This window comes from Microvirga sp. 2YAF29 (assembly GCF_052114605.1).
GTDB lineage: Bacteria > Pseudomonadota > Alphaproteobacteria > Rhizobiales > Beijerinckiaceae > Microvirga.
Genome location: NZ_JBFRFB010000006.1, coordinates 189,171 through 205,839, shown reverse-complemented (window position 1 = coordinate 205,839; position 16,669 = coordinate 189,171). Strand labels below are relative to the sequence as shown.

The window sequence follows — 16,669 nt, the reverse complement described above, 5'->3', positions numbered from 1 at the left end:
GACATATGTGCGTTACGCACCAATCTCGGCAGAGGCCAAGATCCAGGTCACGGCAACCGGGCACCGTAGGTTATGACAATGAGACACTGGATCACCTCCTTTCACTGTTGACGGGAAACCCCCATATGGGGTCAGAAGAAGCCAACGAAAGGGCGGGGCGCTGCGGCGTTCTGTCCTCCACCGCGTTTCCTGAAGAATCTGAGAGCCATGACCGACCTTCCGGCCCCTGTGGGCCGCCGCCGCACCTTTGCGATCATCTCCCACCCCGACGCGGGTAAGACCACGCTTACCGAGAAGCTGCTGCTGTTCGGAGGCGCGATCCAGCTCGCAGGCGAGGTGAAGGCCAAGAAGAACCGCGTCTCCACCCGATCCGACTGGATGGGCATCGAGAAGGAGCGCGGCATCTCGGTCGTGACCTCGGTGATGACCTTCGAGTATGGCGGCTGCGTCTTCAACCTGCTCGACACGCCGGGCCACGAGGACTTCTCGGAGGACACCTACCGCACGCTCACGGCGGTGGATTCCGCCATCATGGTGATCGACGCCGCGAAGGGCATCGAGGCGCGCACGCGCAAGCTCTTCGAGGTGTGCCGCATGCGCGACATTCCCATCGTCACCTTCATCAACAAGATGGACCGCGAGGCGCGCAGCCCCTTCGACCTGCTCGACGAGATCGAGAAGACGCTGGCGCTGGACACCGCGCCCATCACCTGGCCGATCAGCCAGGGCAAGAGCTTCGCGGGCACGTTCGATCTGCGCCGCAACGTGGTTCGCCGCATCGACACCGACGACGAGCCGACGCCTGTTTCGGGTCCCACCGATCCGAAGGTGGTGAGCCTTCTGCCGCCGGAAGAAGCGGATGCCTGGCAGGAAGAGGTGATGCTGGCGCAGGAAGCCTGCAAGCCGTTCGATCTCGCGGCCTTCCGCGAAGGCCACCTGACTCCGGTTTTCTTCGGCTCCGCATTGCGCAATTTCGGCGTGCGCGATCTCATCGACGCACTGGGCGAATATGCGCCGCCGCCGCGCGGACAGGAATCGGACAAGCGCCTCGTGGAAGCGGGCGAGGCGCGCATGACCGGCTTCGTGTTCAAGATCCAGGCCAACATGGATCCGAACCATCGCGACCGCATCGCATTCATGCGCATCTGCTCCGGCAAGCTCCAGCGCGGCATGAAGGCGAAGCTGGTTCGCACGGGCAAGCCCATGAGCCTCAACACGCCGCAATTCTTCTTCGCGCAGGATCGCGCGATTGCGGACGAGGCATGGGCGGGCGACGTGGTCGGCATTCCCAATCACGGCACCCTGCGCATCGGCGATACGCTGACGGAGGGCGAGGATATCGTGTTCCGCGGCGTGCCGAGCTTCGCGCCTGAAATCCTGCGCCGTATCAAGCTGCAGGATGCAATGAAGGCGAAGAAGCTGCGTGAGGCGTTGCAGCAGATGGCGGAAGAAGGCGTTGTTCAGCTCTTCATTCCGCAGGACGGCTCCGGCGCCATCGTCGGCGTCGTCGGCGCGCTGCAGCTCGACGTGCTGAAGGAGCGCCTCTCCGCCGAATACGGCCTGCCCATCGATTACGAGCCGACACGCTTCTCCATCTGCCGCTGGATCACGGCGGACGATCCGAAGGAGCTCGACAAGTTCGTCGAGAGCCACCTGTCGTCCATGGCACGCGATCTCGACGAGGCGCCGGTGTTCATGGCGGCGAATGCCTTCAACCTTCAATACGAGATGGACCGCTACAAGGGCATCCAATTCTCGGATGTGAAGGATTACCAGAAGAAGGCGGCTTAAAGGTTCAGCGCGATGTCATCCCCGGTCGCAAGATCGCCGGGGATGACACGTCCCGCTCATGCGTCCAGCTGTTCGAGCGGCAGGTCGATGCGTACTAGCAGGCCCTCGCGGCGCCAGTCGTGAGCGATGGTGCCGCCGAGTTGGCCGGTCACGCTCTTGCGTGAGAGCAGGGAGCCGAAGCCCTCCAGCTCCGGTGCGTGTGCGATCAGCGGCCCGTTCTCTTCCTGCCAGATCAGCGCGAGATTGCCATTGCAGGTCCAGCTGACGCGCAGATGTCCCTCCGGAACCGACAGCGATCCGTATTTGACCGCGTTGGTGGCAAGCTCGTGGAGCACGAGAGTGAGCGCCGTCGCAGCCTTCGGGCCGATTTGCTGGGGCAAACCCTCCAGGACGATCTGCGGCCGGGCGCCATGATCGATGTGAGGTGCCAGGACAGCCTGAACGATCTCGTGGACCGATGTGGTCTTGTCACCAAGCTCGCTACCCGTGATCGCAGGGCGGATCAGCTCATGCGCGCGGGCCAGGGCCTCGATGCGTCCGCGCAGGGCCTTCGCCATCTCCCGTGGCGTTTCGGCGTTCTTCGCCGTCAGCGCCACCATGCCGCTCGTCATGGCGAAGACATTTTTCACGCGATGATTGAGTTCCTGGACGAGAAGCTGGCGCACCTCGTCGCCCCTGCGGCGTTCGGTGATATCGAGGATGGTGCCGAGCAGGCGGGCGGGCTTCAACTCACCATCGACGATCTCGTAAAGCATGCGGCCGCGGCTATCGATCCAACGGATCTCGCCATTGGGATGAACGATCCGATGCTCGAGATGAAGTTGGCCTCCCGATTTGGGGTCGCTCAAGGCCCCGACACTGCCGACCACACGATCGCGGTCCTCGGGATGGATGGCCGATAGCCAGAATTCATAGGAAGCCGGTTCGTCCTTGCCGAGCCCGAAAATTGCCTTCTGCCGCTCCGACCAGAAAGTGTCCCCGCTCTGCGCGTTCCATTCCCACAATCCGAGTTCTGTGGCCTCCACGGCGAGCGCCAGGCGCTCATTGTGAAGGGCGGCCTCACGGGCCTGGAGTTCGGCCTCGCTGCGGGCCTTGACGCGCTCGGTCACGTTGGCTGCGAGAGTCAGGATGCCGCTAATCCGGTTGCCCGCATCGCGGACAGGAAGAAGCTTGATGTCCCAGTAGGTGGCAGCATCCAGGGGCAGGACCAGTGCGAGATCCTTCAGCTCCTGCGGTTGGCCCGTCTCAAAGACCTTTTCGGAGAGAGCCTTGATCTCTGGAGTGTAGCGAGAGCCGAGGACGGCGCAGGCAGTCCTGCCGATCAGGTCCTCCTGCGAAAGCGAAAGGGCAGACCGGAATAGGCGGTTGGCGAAGGCGAAGTGCTGATCCGGGCCAAGGGTGACCGCTATTGCCAGCGGTACATTCTCCAACAGCTCGGAGAGGGCTTCCCGACTGAAGCCCTCGATACCCCCGTGAAACCGAATCTCGTCGAGTCCATGGGCCCAAGGTTGAAAGGGACTCAAACGAACATCCTTTCGGGAATCAACACTGAATCGGGTGAAAGTTATATGTAATCTTATTCGAGGGAATGTCAGCCCACTTTCTCAAGGATGCGGGTCCGGGAAGCCGTGGCGGATGCTGAGAGCCCGCAGGATCGCGTCCTTGTCCGCCACGAAGCGGCGCCCCTTGTAGGAGCTGGTTGCGAGCGTATCAACGGCATCATCGGCAAGCACGAGAAGTGGCAGCGACTGATTGGCATCGCCCACCATTTCGATGACGCTGCTGCGTGGGCGCCGCCATGCCACGCGCTCGACATCGAGCCTGGAGGCAAGGTGCGGGAAGGAGGCGAGAACGCCTTCGAGCAGGGCGCAGTGCCAGCAATAGAAATGCTGCCCGGGATAAGCCGGATCCTCGAAATCCGGCTTCAGGAGGAAAAGCTTGTCACGCTTCACGAGAGGCTCACGCCGCCTGCTTGCGTTCCGCGAAGCGCGTCTGAGTCTCGACGATGTCGGTGAGCGTCGGCAGGCTCGCCTCGTTGCCGAGATGCTGGATCGCGTGCGCGGAAGCCGAGCGGGCGAAAATGAAGTGCTCGCGCCAGGACAGCTCAGGGTGCGCCATGGCGGAATAGACATAGGCGCCATGGAAAATGTCGCCGGCGCCGTTCGTGTCCACCACCGCGTCAGACGGCACGTCGAGCGAGGGGAGAATGCCCTCAATGCCGTTCTCGTCGTACCAGACCATGCCGCGCTCGCCCAAGGTCACGCCGCCAACCTTGCAGCCGCGGCCCTTGAGATAGGTCAGCATCTCGCCCGGGCTCATGTTCATCTGCTCGCACAGGCGCTCGGCGACGATGGCGACATCGATGAGCTCCAGGAGCTCATGCGTGTTGGAGCGCAGGCCACCGCCGTCGAGGGAGGTGAGGATGCCCGCTTCGCGGCAGGCCTTGGCGTAATGCATCGCCGCGTCGGCCTGGTGGCCGTCGAGATGAAGCGCCCTGCAGCCCTGGAGGTTCAGCGGCGGAACGGGATGAAGGTAATGGTCGTCGCGGCAGCGCACGATGGCGCGCTTGCCGCCGCGCGGCATGATGAAGGAGAGCGAGGATTCCTTCACTTTCCGGTGATGGACGGAGATGCCGTATTTCGCCGCCATGTCGATGAACATGCGGCCCAGCCAGTCATCGGCGATCGAGGTCAGGAGATCGGGCGCGATGCCGAGCTTGGCGCAGGCAAAAGCCGCCGTCACTGCGTTGCCGCCAAAGGAAATTGCGTAATCCCGGGCCACGGTCTTTTCGTCGCCCGTCGGCAGATCGTCCGCCAGGAAGGTTACGTCGATATAGGTCTGGCCTACGAAAAGAGCTTGCATGACTTCAACATCGCCTTGGCTGTGAATTCCATGGGGAGTCTTGGACGAGGAGCGCGCCGGACGCAAGCCTCTCGGAAAATCCTCAAGCTTTGTTGAGGGTTGCCGCAAGCCGGGCGGCCGTGAGCGCCGCGTCCACATCCGTGGTGATGAACTCGACCGGGACCAGCAAACCCTTGCGGAAAGCCTCGGCCACGATGGGATGAAGCCGCGAGCTGCCGCCCGCCAGCGCCACCGGGCGGGGGCCGACGCGCTTGGCGAGTGCATTGGCGAGCCGGGCCAGTTCCTCGCCTGCTTCGCTTAAGATGTGCAAGGCGGTCTCGTCGCCTAATGCGGTGGCTTCGCCTACCGCCCGCGCCAGGGAGCCGATCTTGCCCCTGTCGCCGCCATAAACATAGGAGCGCACGAGGTTCCAATCCGTGCCGCCGAGCGCCTCTTCCAGGGATTTGCCGAGGGTCATGGACCAGCCTTGGCCGGGGCTTTCCTCTTCTTTGCGAAGCACCGCCTTCAGGGCCTCGCGGGCGATCCAGAAGCCGGAGCCGCCATCGTCGATCAGGTTGCCTCGCCCGCCGATGCGGATCACGTTCTTGTCCTCGGAGAGGTAATAGCCGATGGAGCCCGTGCCGCTATAGACCAGGATACCTTCGCCGAGCGCGAAATAGGACAGGTAGGCGATCCACATATCCTCGGCGACGAAGATCCTGTCTTGCGGGATGTCGAACACATCCGCGAAGATCGCGCGCATGGTCGCCTCGGCGGGCGTATCGCGCGTGAGTCCGGTGATGCCGGCGATGATGCCGAGCGGCTTGCCGATGCGCATCACGGCCTGCGCCATGTCGAGTATGATCTGCCGCGCCCGCTCTTCGGCTGCGGGCGAAAACAGATGGCCGGTGAGCGGGTCGGACGTGCCCTGCGCGACGCATTGCCCATTCTCATCGGCGACACGCCAGCGCGTCGCCGTTCCGCCTGCGTCGATGCCAAGCCCCAATGCCATGACGCTGAATGCCCCCGCTGCAGCCCTTTGGTCTTTTACTTCGTCACGTTCGAGAAATCTGCCAGTGCCGCGCGCAAATTGCCATGCTTACGTTCAAGCGCATCCTGCGCCTCGGTGAGCGTGGCGCCCATGGCGATGAGAACGGCGGTCTTGAGATCGCCCCCGGACTGGCTGATCGCGCTCGCGGCCTCAGGGTCGCTGCAATCGGTGATCTGCTGCACCATGATCTCGCTGCGGCGGCGCAGCTTCGCGTTCGTCGCGCGCATGCTGACCATGAGGCCGCGATAGACGCGGTCGAGCCGCACCATGATCAGCGTGGAGAGAAGGTTGAGAATCACCTTCTGTGCCGTGCCGGCCTTCATGCGGGTGGAGCCTGCGATCACCTCCTCGCCCGTATCGGCAAGGATAGGATGCGACGAGACATCGAGAATCGATGCATCGGGATTGTTGGAAATGCCGATGGTCTGAGCGCCGCGTAAGGCGGCTTCCTTCAGTGCCGCAATGGTGAAGGGCGTGCGGCCGCTGGCGGCCACGCCGATGACCACGTCGTTCGGGCCGATATCGTTGTCGCGAATGCCCGCGATACCGTCCTCCACCGAATCCTCGGCGTTCTCGACCGCCTTCATGATCGCGCCCTGGCCACCGGCGATCAGGTACACCACCTTGTCGTCGGGCCAGTTGAAGGTGGGGGGCAGCTCCGTGCCGTCCTGGACGCCGATGCGGCCCGAGGTTCCGGCGCCCGCATAAACCAGCCGCCCGCCGCGGCGAAGCCGGAGGGCCGCCTCTTCCGCAGCCGCCGCAATGGCGGGCAGGGCGGTGCGTACGGCGGCCACCGCCGAGAGCTGACCCTCATAGAAGGCGGAGAGGACATCGAGGCTCGGCCAAGTGTCGAGATCCTGGAAGCGCTTACTGAAATGTTCTGTCGCCATTATGCCAACTTTCTTCCAGACCACTATAGGACCAGTTGGCCGTCCCATCAATCGCCCGAGGAGGCTTCAGCGCGTAACTCACCAAATTTTTGCGAGCATCCTTAAGGACGGGCCTGCCCATCGAACAACGAGATCACCCGCTCGCCGGTTGCGCGACGTAAGCTCATGATCCCACTGTCTTTGTGCCGGCTCGGATGGACGCGGTTGGTCAGGAGCGACCAGGCAAGGCCACGCTCGAAATCGAGCCACAAACCGGTACCTGTAAAACCGGTATGGCCGATGGTCGTGGGTGAGCAGAGATCGCCGCCATGCCAGCCGGGATAAAACCCTTCCCAGCCTACCGTTCGCTTCTCGGATTCGCGGGTGCGGATGGCTTTGAGCGAGTCGGGCGAGAGGCCTGAGCCGTCAAGCAGTCCATGCGCGAAATCGAGCACGGCGTCGATGGTGCCGAAGAGGCCCGCATGGCCCGATGCGCCGCCGAGCGCATAGGCATTCTCGTCATGCACCTCGCCACGGATCACGCGCCTGCGCCATGTACAGCGTTCGGTCGCCGCGCAAAGTTTCGGGTCCGGGCGGAACGAAAAATCCGGGGGCAGGGGCTGGTCGATCAACGCCTGTCCCGTGATGCGCTCGATGGCGATGCCGAGCAGCTTATAGTTGATGTCGGAATAGACCGGCGGGCCGCTCTGCCAGACGCGCTGCAGGATGAAGGCGCGCAGCGTGTTCGGGTCCTGTCCGTAGGTATAAAGCGGCTCGACGGCGGGCAGATGCGTCTGGTGCGCGAGGCACTGGCGGAAGGTGAGGCGCCGCTCGGCGGCGTTCATATCGTATTGCCGCAGATCGGGAATGACGGTGACGAGCGGATCGTCGAGCGAGATCTTGCCCTGTTCCACCAGTTGCAGGATGCGCGTGGTGGTGAAGATCACCTTCGTCAGCGAGGCGAGATCGAACCATGTTTCGCGGGACAGGCTTTCGCGCTCAGGCTCGATCTGCGCCCATCCGCGCCACGACACGGCGCGCTTGCCGTCCTTCTTGACGATGCCGAGCACGGCGCCGGGAATGTGACCGCTATCGACCGATGCAGCGGCGGGCGCGAAGGCCTCGCCGATCAGGTTCTCGAGGGACATCAGGCCGCCCGATGCAGCTCGCCGCCGGGCATGGGATGCGGCACGCCGGTTGTGGTGGGAAGGCTGAGCGGCAGCCCGAGCGTCGAGCGAACGGCGAGATAGGCGAAGGCCTGCGCCTCGAGGAAATCGCCGTTCCAGCCCACGGCTTCCACCGGATCGACGGCAACGCCGAGCCGCTCGTGAAGCCGCTTCATGAAATGCGCATTGCGCCGCCCGCCGCCGGTGACGAGCCAGCGCTGCGGTCGGCTCGGCACATGCTTCAGCGCTGCGATGACGGATTCGATGGTGAACTCCGCCAGCGTCGCGGCGCCATCCTCATCCGAGAGGGCTTCCACGCTTTTCGCGCGGGCATGAAAATCCTGACGGTCGAGGGATTTGGGGGCAGGGCGGTCGAAGAACGGATTCTGCATGAAGGCATCGACCAGCGCGCGGTCGGCCTTGCCGGAAGCAGCCAGCTGTCCGTTCTCGTCGAAGCCGAGGCCACGGCGCCGCAGGATGAAATCATCAAGCAGGGCGCTGGCAGGACCGGTATCGAAGGCGATCACCGTATCGCCGTCGATATAAGTCACGTTGCCGACGCCGCCGAGATTGAGAATCATGATCGGCTGGTCGAGCGGGCTTGCGAGTGCGCGGTGATAAAGCGGCACGAAAGGCGCGCCTTCGCCGCCCGAGGCCACATCCGCATGGCGGAAGCGGTCTACCGTGTCGATGCCGAGCTCCCGCGCGACCATCGCGCCGATGCCAAGCTGCCGTGTGAAACGCACTTCCGGCCGGTGATAGACCGTCTGTCCGTGGAAGCCGATGAGGCTCACATCCTTAGCCGCGATGCCCTCTTCCTGCATGAAGCGGCGGATCGCGCCCACATGGGCCTGCGTGACCGCCCGTTCCAGATCCTCCAGCGGCTCGCTCTGCGCGCGGGCCGGCTCCGCGATCAACCCTTGGAGGGTTTTCCTCAGGTCGGCGGGATAGGAAAAGGTGTTGCCCGCGCCGGGCCGAACCAGGGTGTCCCCATCCGTCTCGACGATGGAGACGTCGATCCCGTCCATGGAAGTTCCACTGATGACCCCGATGGCTTTCAGGGGCGGGCGCTGGGACATTCGATCCTCCGGGCTTCGATTGTAGGCAGACCATATCACAGGCGTCGGACTGGTCCAGAGTGGTATGATATTGGACCATGACAGGTGCAGGAAGGTGTCCTATAAATTGCTAGCGGTTTCCAAGGGAGAAAAGACGCATGTTCAGGTCAGCGCTGCGCAGCACATTGAGCGCGGGTATCATGGTGGCGGCAATGGCCTCTGCCTCGGCTCAGGTCCTTGAGATCGGAGCGGATCTCGGCCCCACCGGCCTCGATCCTCATCTCATTACCGCCTTTCCAAGCTTCATGGTGGTGAACGGCAATATCTATGAGGGCCTCACCGCCATCGACAAGGATCTCAAGGTCATTCCGAGCCTTGCCGAATCCTGGACCGTCGCGCCGGACGGCAAGACCTATACCTTCAAGCTGCGCTCGGGCGTGAAATTCCACGACGGCTCGCCCTTTGAGGCGGCAGACGTGGTGGCTTCCGTGAAGCGCCTGCTCAGCAAGGACATCGCCTCGCCGCTGGCCAGCCGCCTGTCGGCTGTCGAGAGCACCAATGCGGTCGACGCTCAGACCGTCGAGTTGAAGCTGAAGGAGCCGTCCGCGGCTCTCCTGAGCTCGCTCGCCACCATCGCCATCGTGCCGCGCTCCATGGAAGCCAACAAGGATGCCCTCCAGAAGGAGCCGGTCGGCACGGGTCCGTTCAAGTTCCAGGAATGGCAACCCAACGGCTTCATCCTGCTCAGCAAGAATGACGCCTATTGGGAAAAGGGCTTGCCGAAGCTCGCCGGCCTCAAGTTCAACATCGTGCCTGAATCGGCCACCCGCCAGGTGGGCCTGACCAACGGCCAATATGCGCTTCTGCCCAATATCGACGCAGCGACCGCGCTGCAGCTCAAGGGCAAGCCGAACGTGAAGCTCGCCGAGACCATGGATCTCGCCTACACGCTCATCGGCATGAACGTGTCGAAGCCGCCCTTCGATAACCCGAAGGTGCGCGAGGCCGTGAACTACGCCATCAACCGCAAGGAGATCGTGGACGCGGCTCTCTTCGGCGCGGGCGTTCCCGGCGGTCCGCTCTCGCCGGCGCTCAAGTCCTGGGCGCTCGATGTGAACCAGTTCGGCTGCTACACCCACGATCCGGCGAAGGCGCAGGCGCTTCTGAAGGAAGCGGGTGTTGCCACGCCGGTCACTGTCTCCATGAAGGTCCTGCCGCGCCAGGACATCAAGGATGTGGCCCAGGTGGTGCAGGAGCAACTGAACAAGGCCGGCTTCAAGGTCGAGCTCGTCAACCAGGAGCAGGGCCAGTTCATTCAGGATTGGCGCAACAGCAACTTCGACATGTTCGCCTCCATCAATGCCGGCCAGCCTGATCCGGACGAGTATTTCTACCGCACGTTCCGCACAGGCGGCTCGACCAACGTGTTCAAGTACTCGGATGCGGAGATCGACGGTTTGCTCGACAAGGCGCGCACTCTGTCGAACCAGGCCGAGCGCAAGACCGCGTATGACGCTGTTCAGAAGAAGCTCGCATGCTCGGGTCCCGTGGCTCACCTGACCTATGGCACGCTGTTCTCCGCCATGAACAGCAAACTGCAGGGCTATGACGTGATGCCGAACCGCTCGCTCATGCTGCTGCGCAACGCATCGTACTAAGAGCAATCCACGGCACCGGCGCGGCTTGCCTGCGCCGGTGCTTTCTTTTTTTGAGAGAGCTTGCCCGCATGAACCGAGTCCTGCTCGCGCGTCTCATCGATCTCGTTATCGTGCTGTTCGGCGTGTCGATCATCGTGTTCCTGATGATCCGCCTGATCCCCGGCGATGCTGTGGCGATCATGCTGGGCGCCAATACCGAGATCACGCCCGAGCGCATGGCGGAACTCAACCGCCGCGTCGGGCTCGACCGGCCGATCATCGAGCAATACCTGACCTGGGCCGGCTCCGCGCTTCGCGGCGATTTCGGCGTTTCGCTATGGACCGGGCGCCCTGTCTCCACCGAGATCATCAATCACCTTTGGCCGACCCTGGAACTGACCTTCCTCTCGCTCGTCGTCGGCGCGGTGCTCGCAGTGCCAGTCGGCTGCCTGATGGCGCAGACGCGCGGGGGGGCTGCGGATGTGGCGATGCGCATCGGCGCTATTGCGGGCCTCACGATCCCATCCTTCTGGCTCGGCATCGTGATGATCTTGCTGCTTTCCTCGCTCGCGCCGAGTTTTGCATCGCTCGGCTATGTGCCGTTCTCGGAAGATCCACTCGGCAACCTCCAGCGCATGATGTTGCCCGCCTTCGCGCTGGCTTTGCCGATCCTCGCCAACCTCTCCCGCCTCGTGCGTTCGGCCATGCTTGATGCGCTGGGGCAGGATTATGTCCGCACCGCGCGGGCGAAAGGACTGTCGGAGCGGAAGGTGGTCTACAAGCATGCGCTGCGAAATGCGCTCATCCCGTTTCTCACCAGCGTCGGCATCATGACCGGCTACCTGCTCGGCGGCGCCATCGTCGTGGAACAGGTCTTCGCCATTCCCGGCCTCGGTCGCTTGATCCTCGGCGCGATTGCGGAGCGCAACTATCCCTTGATCCAGGCCACAATTCTGGTGGTGACCGCCGGCTTCGTGATCGTGAACTTCCTCGTCGACTTTCTCTACATGATTGTCGATCCGCGCGTGAGGGCTTGAGCCGTGAAGCAGCTGGCCAAGAACAAACTTCTCACCTTCGCCGTCATTCTGGTCGCGGTCCAACTGATCCTTGCTATCGGTGCGCCGATCTTTGCGCCCTACGATCCTATGGCGCAGAGCGTGGCCCGGCGGTTGCGCGGTCCCACCGAACTCAACTGGCTCGGCACCGATCAGCTCGGGCGCGATGTGCTCACCCGCATTCTCTACGGTTATCGCACGTCCCTCATCGCCTGCATCCTTGCAGTCGGCATCGCGCTTCTCGCCGGTGGTACGCTCGGGCTCGTTGCTGCCTATTATCGCGGCTGGCTCGACCGCATCGTCATGCGCATCATGGACGTGCTCTTCGCCTTCCCTGTAATGCTGCTCGCCATCGGCATCATTGCGGTTTTGGGGCCGCATACCTACAGTGCCGCCGCCGCCATCGCCGTGGTCTATACGCCGATCTTCGCGCGCTTGCTGCGCGGCCCCGCGCTCGTTCTCTGCGAGAGCGAATATGTGGCGGGGGCCAGAGCGATCGGCGCGTCGGATGCGCGCATCATCTTCCTGCACATCCTGCCGAACCTCGCCTCCGTCATCCTCGTTCAGACGAGCCTGCTGCTCTCGGCGGCGATCCTGGTGGAAGCATCCCTCTCCTTCCTGGGCCTAGGCACGCAGCCGCCTACGCCTTCGCTGGGCCTCATGCTGTCGGAAGGGCGCAATTTCCTTATGCTGTYGCCGTGGAGCGCGATCTTCGCGGGCTTTGCCATTCTCTTCCTCTCCTTCGGGTTCAATCTGTTGGGCGATGCGCTTCGCGATACGCTTGATCCACGCCTCAGAGGTCAGCCGTGAAGATTCGCGCGGCAAAGCCTGACGACATCCCCTCATTGGCCGCCATCGCGCAGGCTTCCTACAGCGCAGCCTTCGCTGCTATTCTTGAAGCGGAGGTGCTGGAAGGCCGCGACATCGCCTTCTTCATGGCCCGCTTCGCCCATGCATGGCCGCGCATGCTCGTATCCGTCACAGGAAATCGCCTTACCGGATTCTTGTTGATGACCGACGGCCATATCGACATGCTGTTCATGAATCCTGCCGCCAGCGGGCACGGCGGGGGTGCACTTCTTTTGCGAGAGGCAGAGCTAAAAGGCGCGCGTACCCTTGAATGCTTTCGCGACAATCATGGTGCGCGCCGCTTCTATGAGCGCCATGGCTGGCGCATCGCACGCGAGTACGAGCGCGACTTCGCAGGGAAACGGCGCAGCTTCGTCTTTTACGAGAAAAGCCCTTAAGCCTCGTTCAGCGCTTCGCCATTGATCCAGGTGTTCTGCACGTGCAGATGCTCATCGAGCAGCACGAAATCGGCGCGGTACCCGGGTGCGATGCGTCCCAGCTCGTGATCGAGCTTCAGGAATGTCGCCGGCACCAGAGAGGCCATGCGCAACACGTCGGGAAGGGCAAGGTCCAGCCGCTCGACGCTGTTTCGCACGGCGCTTGCCATGTCGAGGTCGGAACCGGCAAGCGTGCCGTCTTCCGTCGTGAGCTTCCCGTCCTTGCGATAGATCGTGCGGCCGTGCAGGTCGAAGCTCTCGATATCAGTGCCTGTCACCGACATGGCATCGCTCACCAGCATCATGTGCTCGGCGCCCTTGGCCGCGATGGCGATGCGTAAGGATGCATCGCTCACGTGGTAGCCATCGACGATGATGCCGCACCACGTATCGTGGCTGTCGAGAGCCGCGCCTACGGGGCCGGGCTCACGCCCGGCGAGCGGCGGCATGGCATTATAGAGATGCGTGAAACCCCTCAGGCCGTAGCGGAGCGCTTTCGTCATCGTGTCGTAATCGCCCGCGGTATGCCCGGCACAGATCAGGACACCGGCGGCGGCGAGCCGCGCGACGGATTCCATGCTGTTGCGCTCGGGCGCCAGCGTCACGATCGTCCTTCCCTCCGTCAGGGAGGTCATGATCGCGATGTCCTCATCCTCCATGGGGCGCATGAAGGTGGGGTTGTGCACGCCTTTGCGCTCCGGATTGATGAAGGGGCCTTCGAGATGGATTCCGAGAACGCCGGGGATACGCGCGGCGAGCGCGTCACGCATGGCGTTCACGGCCTCCGCCATCGTCTCACGGGTATCGGTGATGAACGTGGGCAGCAGGCCCGTGGTGCCGTAGGTACGATGAGCGGAAGCGATGGTGCGGATGGCATCCACGCTGCGCGCATCGTTGAACAGGACGCCGCCGCCGCCATTCACTTGCACGTCGATGAAGCCCGGAGCGAGCAGGCCCTCGATGCGGCGCTGCTCGATGCCTGCGCCGACATCCTGCTCAAGAGGTACGGCGATTACGCGGCCATTCTCGATGACGACCGCGCGGCCTTCGAACATGTGGATTCCGTCGAAAAGACGGGCGCCTGTGAGGGCAATCGGCATCAGACCGTCTCCGTCACCTTGCGCAGGCGAGGCGGGTTGTCGGGATTGCGACCGCGCGCCTGCGCAATAGCGTTCACGAGCGGATAGAAGCTCTGGATCATCGCAATCGGCGCCAGATAGGGATGCACGTTCTCGACCGACGGCAGCATGACGGAAGCGGGCCCTTCGGCCGCGCCCGCGACGACAACGGGAACGCCCTGTTCGTTGAGCTTCGTCACGAGATCGTTCACGCCGTTCAGAGTTTCGTCGCGCTGGCTGAGCACGAGAATCGGGAAGTGATCGCCGGCGAGCGTCCATGGGCCATGCATCAGCTCGGCCGCGCTCATCGCCTCAGCATGGATGCCAGATGTCTCTTTCAGCTTCAGCGCCACTTCCTGCGCCGCCGCAAAGCCGACGCCGCGACCGACGACGAAGAGGTTGTTGGCCTCCGACAGCTCTGCGAGAGCCGGTGACCAGTCGATGGCGGCGGCCTTGTCGAGCACATCGGGAAGGGTGTCGAGAGCGGCCAGCAATTCCTTGTCCTTCGACCAATGCGCCACGAGCTGGAAGCCCGCGGCCAGGGCAGCGATGAAGGATTTGGTGGCGGCGACGCTCTTTTCCGGGCCCGCATGTAGTGGCAGCACCACTTCGCAAGTGGAGGCGAGCGGAGACGTGGTGTCGTTGACGAGCGCGACCGTGAGCGCGCCATCGTCCCGTCCGGCCTGCGCCAGATTGAGAATGTCCGGGCTGCGGCCCGATTGCGAGACGGCAAGGAACAGCGCATCGCGCATGCGCGGGCGCGCCTCGTAGACGGAGGTGACGGACGGACCGACGGAGGCGGTAACGAGACCCGAATGAATTTCGAGCAGGTATTTCACGAAGGTCGCCGCGTTGTCGGAGCTGCCGCGCGCGCAGGTGACCGCGAAGGGCGGCGGGGATGCGCGCAGGCGATCGCCGAGATCGCGGCAGAGATCCGCGTTGCGTTCGAGAAGGCGGGCTACCACCTGCGGCGCTTCGCGGGCCTCGCTCAGCATGGCCGTCATGGAAGCAGGATTGTTGAGATCAGGCATCATTCTGGATCCGTTCGGGCTGGCTGATGGTCAGCTCGGCCACGAAATCATAGGCATCGCCCCGGTAGTAGGACGAGGTGAACTCGACGACTTCGCCCGTTGCCGTAAACGAGCGACGTTCGATGTAGAGAGCAGGGCTCTCAGGTGGAACGAGAAGCAGGGACGCCTGTTCCTCGTTTAACAATACTGCGTGCAAGCGTTGCAGCGCGCGGCTCGGCATGAAGCCCTGCTCGTGCAATGCGGAATAGAGAGACTGCTTCACAAGTGCGGGATCGGGCAGGAAGCGCGAGGGGATGACCGCATGCTCGATGGCCATGGGAATGTCATTGGCAAGGCGCAGGCGATTGACGCGGCTCACCGTCTCACCGGGAGAGAGGCCGAGAGCCATGAGCTCATCCGGAGAAGCTTGGCCGGTCGAGCGGCTGAGCAGGACAGCGGAGGATTGCATGCCGCGTGCGGACATGTCGTCCGTGAAGCTCGACAGGCGTGAGAGCGGCTGTTCGAGACGCATCTGCGGCGCAATGAAGGTGCCAGAGCCCCAGCGCTGCACGAGCACGCCCTTCTTCACGAGTCCGGTGATGGCCTTGCGCACGGTGACGCGCGAAATGCCGAGCTGCTTGGCGAGATCGCGCTCGCCGGGCAGCGCATCGTCGGCCTTCAGCGAGCCCTTGCGGACCGCTTCCTCGATGGATTGCTGAAGCTGGAGATAAAGCGGCGTGGGATTGGCTTCATCCAGCGGCAGGGAGAATGCTTCAGAGGTCTGACCGGTCATTTGGGCCTCCGCTTCGAGGCTTCGCGCCCCAGGAGAATGGCGCCGTCCAGGGCATCCGCTGCGGGAGGCACGATAACCGTCTGGAGCGGAGGCGGAAGCCAGGGCTTCAATGGCTCGGCGAGTCCGCCGAAAAGACAGATGGCCGGCGCGCTGAGTTCGAGAAGACGGGTTGCAATGCGCGCGACTCCGGTGGCCGCCTCCTCGATGATGGCCATGCCCAACGGATCGCGCCGGTTGGCGTGCTCCAGCACGAGAGGCGCATAGGTCGCGTAATCGCTGGGCCTAGCCTTGCCGACCCAATCAATCATGGCTTCGAGACTGTTGTTGAAATCGCGCAGCACGGCTTCGGAGAGTGGGCTCGAGGGAATGCGACCGTCTTGAGCCCACACGCTGCGGCGCAGAACCTCGCGGCCGATGGTGGAACCGCTGCCCTCATCGGAAATTTCGTAGCCCCAGCCGCCTACATAATGACATTGCCCATTGGCGCCGCCATAGCCGCAGGAGCCCGTGCCGACGATGAGGATCGCCCCGTCGCCGCCATTGAAGGCGCCGAGCCAGGCAGTATGCGCATCGGTGTCGATGGCGAAGCTCGCGAAAGGATGGGGGCGGGAGAGAAGCCGCTCGACGGCGCTGGTCTGCCCTGCTCCGGCGGCGCCCATGCCTGCATGGGTGGCCTTCAGATCGCTATCCTGAAGCCCGGCCTGTGCCAGCGCCTCGCGGCAGGCGGTGAGAATGGAAGCCCAGACCATATCGGGATCGAGCCGGATATTGGAGGGCCCGCCCGTGCCTTCCCCAAGGAGATTGCCCTTCGCATCGCGCAGGCGGGCCCGGCACTTGGTGCCACCGCCGTCAATGCCGAGGAAGAAGGACTCACTCATGGGAAAGATAGGTCTCAAGGTCCGAGATTAGAGACCTGTACAATGCCACTTAATATCCAGTTCGTGAAGAGCCGCCGCGTTGGAATACCCAGTCTTCTGCAAAGCAAGCGGATTGC

At 63.4% G+C, this 16,669-nt stretch carries 16 protein-coding genes; 5 read left to right on the top strand and 11 right to left on the bottom strand.

Annotated elements, in window-relative coordinates; translation table 11 throughout:
* Positions 1-207 precede the first annotated feature (207 nt).
* Positions 208-1,791 (top strand): peptide chain release factor 3, encoded by a 1,584-nt coding sequence (locus AB4Y85_RS10535; protein WP_441984843.1) that lies wholly within the window; start codon positions 208-210, stop codon positions 1,789-1,791.
* 56 nt (positions 1,792-1,847) lie between these two features.
* On the opposite strand, the gene AB4Y85_RS10530 is transcribed toward AB4Y85_RS10535, so the two are convergent.
* The 7 genes from AB4Y85_RS10530 to AB4Y85_RS10500 form a co-directional block, all read right to left on the bottom strand.
* Entirely contained in the window at positions 1,848-3,314 is a 1,467-nt protein-coding gene (locus AB4Y85_RS10530) for an HWE histidine kinase domain-containing protein (protein ID WP_441984842.1), read from the bottom strand.
* 81 nt (positions 3,315-3,395) lie between these two features.
* The gene (locus tag AB4Y85_RS10525; protein WP_441984841.1) at positions 3,396-3,743 is read right to left on the bottom strand and encodes a DUF3088 domain-containing protein; all 348 of its coding nucleotides are present in this window, start codon (positions 3,741-3,743) and stop codon (positions 3,396-3,398) included.
* A gap of 7 nt (positions 3,744-3,750) precedes the next feature.
* Positions 3,751-4,653, bottom strand: a complete 903-nt coding sequence (locus AB4Y85_RS10520) for a sugar kinase (RefSeq protein ID WP_441984840.1) — start codon at positions 4,651-4,653, stop codon at positions 3,751-3,753.
* Positions 4,654-4,735: 82 nt separating this feature from the next.
* Positions 4,736-5,644, bottom strand: a complete 909-nt coding sequence (locus tag AB4Y85_RS10515) for an N-acetylglucosamine kinase (RefSeq protein ID WP_441984839.1) — start codon at positions 5,642-5,644, stop codon at positions 4,736-4,738.
* A 35-nt stretch (positions 5,645-5,679) separates the two neighbouring features.
* Positions 5,680-6,573, bottom strand: coding sequence for an N-acetylmuramic acid 6-phosphate etherase (locus AB4Y85_RS10510; protein WP_441984838.1), 894 nt, complete (start codon positions 6,571-6,573; stop codon positions 5,680-5,682).
* Positions 6,574-6,674: 101 nt separating this feature from the next.
* Positions 6,675-7,700 carry a serine hydrolase domain-containing protein gene (locus tag AB4Y85_RS10505; protein WP_441984837.1) on the bottom strand — a complete coding sequence of 342 codons (1,026 nt, stop codon included), beginning with the start codon at positions 7,698-7,700 and terminating at the stop codon, positions 6,675-6,677.
* A complete protein-coding gene (locus AB4Y85_RS10500; RefSeq protein WP_441984836.1) occupies positions 7,700-8,797 on the bottom strand; it encodes an anhydro-N-acetylmuramic acid kinase in 1,098 nt (365 codons plus the stop codon). Before AB4Y85_RS10500 ends, AB4Y85_RS10505 begins: the two co-directional genes overlap by 1 nt.
* Before the next feature lie 137 nt (positions 8,798-8,934).
* Between AB4Y85_RS10500 and AB4Y85_RS10495 the strand changes: the two genes are divergently transcribed.
* The 4 genes from AB4Y85_RS10495 to AB4Y85_RS10480 all read left to right on the top strand — a co-directional run bounded on the left by AB4Y85_RS10495 (position 8,935) and on the right by AB4Y85_RS10480 (position 12,715).
* Positions 8,935-10,434 carry an ABC transporter substrate-binding protein gene (locus tag AB4Y85_RS10495; protein ID WP_441984835.1) on the top strand — a complete coding sequence of 500 codons (1,500 nt, stop codon included), beginning with the start codon at positions 8,935-8,937 and terminating at the stop codon, positions 10,432-10,434.
* Between the two features lie 68 nt (positions 10,435-10,502).
* Positions 10,503-11,450, top strand: coding sequence for an ABC transporter permease (locus AB4Y85_RS10490; protein WP_441984834.1), 948 nt, complete (start codon positions 10,503-10,505; stop codon positions 11,448-11,450).
* Positions 11,451-11,453: 3 nt separating this feature from the next.
* A complete protein-coding gene (locus tag AB4Y85_RS10485) occupies positions 11,454-12,278 on the top strand; it encodes an ABC transporter permease (RefSeq protein ID WP_441984833.1) in 825 nt (274 codons plus the stop codon).
* 35 nt (positions 12,279-12,313) lie between these two features.
* Positions 12,314-12,715: a GNAT family N-acetyltransferase gene (locus AB4Y85_RS10480; protein ID WP_441984832.1), complete on the top strand. Its 402-nt coding sequence runs from the start codon at positions 12,314-12,316 to the stop codon at positions 12,713-12,715.
* On the opposite strand, the gene nagA is transcribed toward AB4Y85_RS10480, so the two are convergent.
* From nagA to AB4Y85_RS10460, 4 genes are read right to left on the bottom strand one after another with little or no spacing between them, the layout of a single operon-like run.
* Positions 12,712-13,854 carry an N-acetylglucosamine-6-phosphate deacetylase gene (gene nagA, locus AB4Y85_RS10475; RefSeq protein ID WP_441984831.1) on the bottom strand — a complete coding sequence of 381 codons (1,143 nt, stop codon included), beginning with the start codon at positions 13,852-13,854 and terminating at the stop codon, positions 12,712-12,714. The two genes, AB4Y85_RS10480 and nagA, sit on opposite strands and share 4 nt — an antisense overlap.
* The gene (locus AB4Y85_RS10470; RefSeq protein ID WP_441984830.1) at positions 13,854-14,906 is read right to left on the bottom strand and encodes an SIS domain-containing protein; all 1,053 of its coding nucleotides are present in this window, start codon (positions 14,904-14,906) and stop codon (positions 13,854-13,856) included. The genes nagA and AB4Y85_RS10470 overlap by 1 nt, the downstream gene beginning before the upstream one ends.
* Positions 14,896-15,675: a GntR family transcriptional regulator gene (locus AB4Y85_RS10465; RefSeq protein ID WP_441984829.1), complete on the bottom strand. Its 780-nt coding sequence runs from the start codon at positions 15,673-15,675 to the stop codon at positions 14,896-14,898. The genes AB4Y85_RS10470 and AB4Y85_RS10465 overlap by 11 nt, the downstream gene beginning before the upstream one ends.
* On the bottom strand, positions 15,672-16,553 hold the full coding sequence (locus AB4Y85_RS10460; RefSeq protein ID WP_441984828.1) for a BadF/BadG/BcrA/BcrD ATPase family protein: 882 nt from the start codon (positions 16,551-16,553) through the stop codon (positions 15,672-15,674). The genes AB4Y85_RS10465 and AB4Y85_RS10460 overlap by 4 nt, the downstream gene beginning before the upstream one ends.
* Positions 16,554-16,669: the final 116 nt, after the last annotated feature.

What these genes read in the sequence shown, in the direction of transcription:
- AB4Y85_RS10460 (WP_441984828.1), bottom strand. Translation starts at nt 16,553, where the DNA reads ATGAGTGAGTCCTTCTTCCTCGGCATTGACGGCGGTGGCACCAAGTGC.
- nagA (WP_441984831.1), bottom strand. Translation starts at nt 13,854, where the DNA reads ATGCCGATTGCCCTCACAGGCGCCCGTCTTTTCGACGGAATCCACATG.
- AB4Y85_RS10505 (WP_441984837.1), bottom strand. Translation starts at nt 7,700, where the DNA reads ATGTCCCTCGAGAACCTGATCGGCGAGGCCTTCGCGCCCGCCGCTGCA.
- AB4Y85_RS10535 (WP_441984843.1), top strand. Translation starts at nt 208, where the DNA reads ATGACCGACCTTCCGGCCCCTGTGGGCCGCCGCCGCACCTTTGCGATC.
- AB4Y85_RS10470 (WP_441984830.1), bottom strand. Translation starts at nt 14,906, where the DNA reads ATGATGCCTGATCTCAACAATCCTGCTTCCATGACGGCCATGCTGAGC.
- AB4Y85_RS10495 (WP_441984835.1), top strand. Translation starts at nt 8,935, where the DNA reads ATGTTCAGGTCAGCGCTGCGCAGCACATTGAGCGCGGGTATCATGGTG.
- AB4Y85_RS10490 (WP_441984834.1), top strand. Translation starts at nt 10,503, where the DNA reads ATGAACCGAGTCCTGCTCGCGCGTCTCATCGATCTCGTTATCGTGCTG.
- AB4Y85_RS10520 (WP_441984840.1), bottom strand. Translation starts at nt 4,653, where the DNA reads ATGCAAGCTCTTTTCGTAGGCCAGACCTATATCGACGTAACCTTCCTG.
- AB4Y85_RS10510 (WP_441984838.1), bottom strand. Translation starts at nt 6,573, where the DNA reads ATGGCGACAGAACATTTCAGTAAGCGCTTCCAGGATCTCGACACTTGG.
- AB4Y85_RS10515 (WP_441984839.1), bottom strand. Translation starts at nt 5,644, where the DNA reads ATGGCATTGGGGCTTGGCATCGACGCAGGCGGAACGGCGACGCGCTGG.
- AB4Y85_RS10500 (WP_441984836.1), bottom strand. Translation starts at nt 8,797, where the DNA reads ATGTCCCAGCGCCCGCCCCTGAAAGCCATCGGGGTCATCAGTGGAACT.
- AB4Y85_RS10465 (WP_441984829.1), bottom strand. Translation starts at nt 15,675, where the DNA reads ATGACCGGTCAGACCTCTGAAGCATTCTCCCTGCCGCTGGATGAAGCC.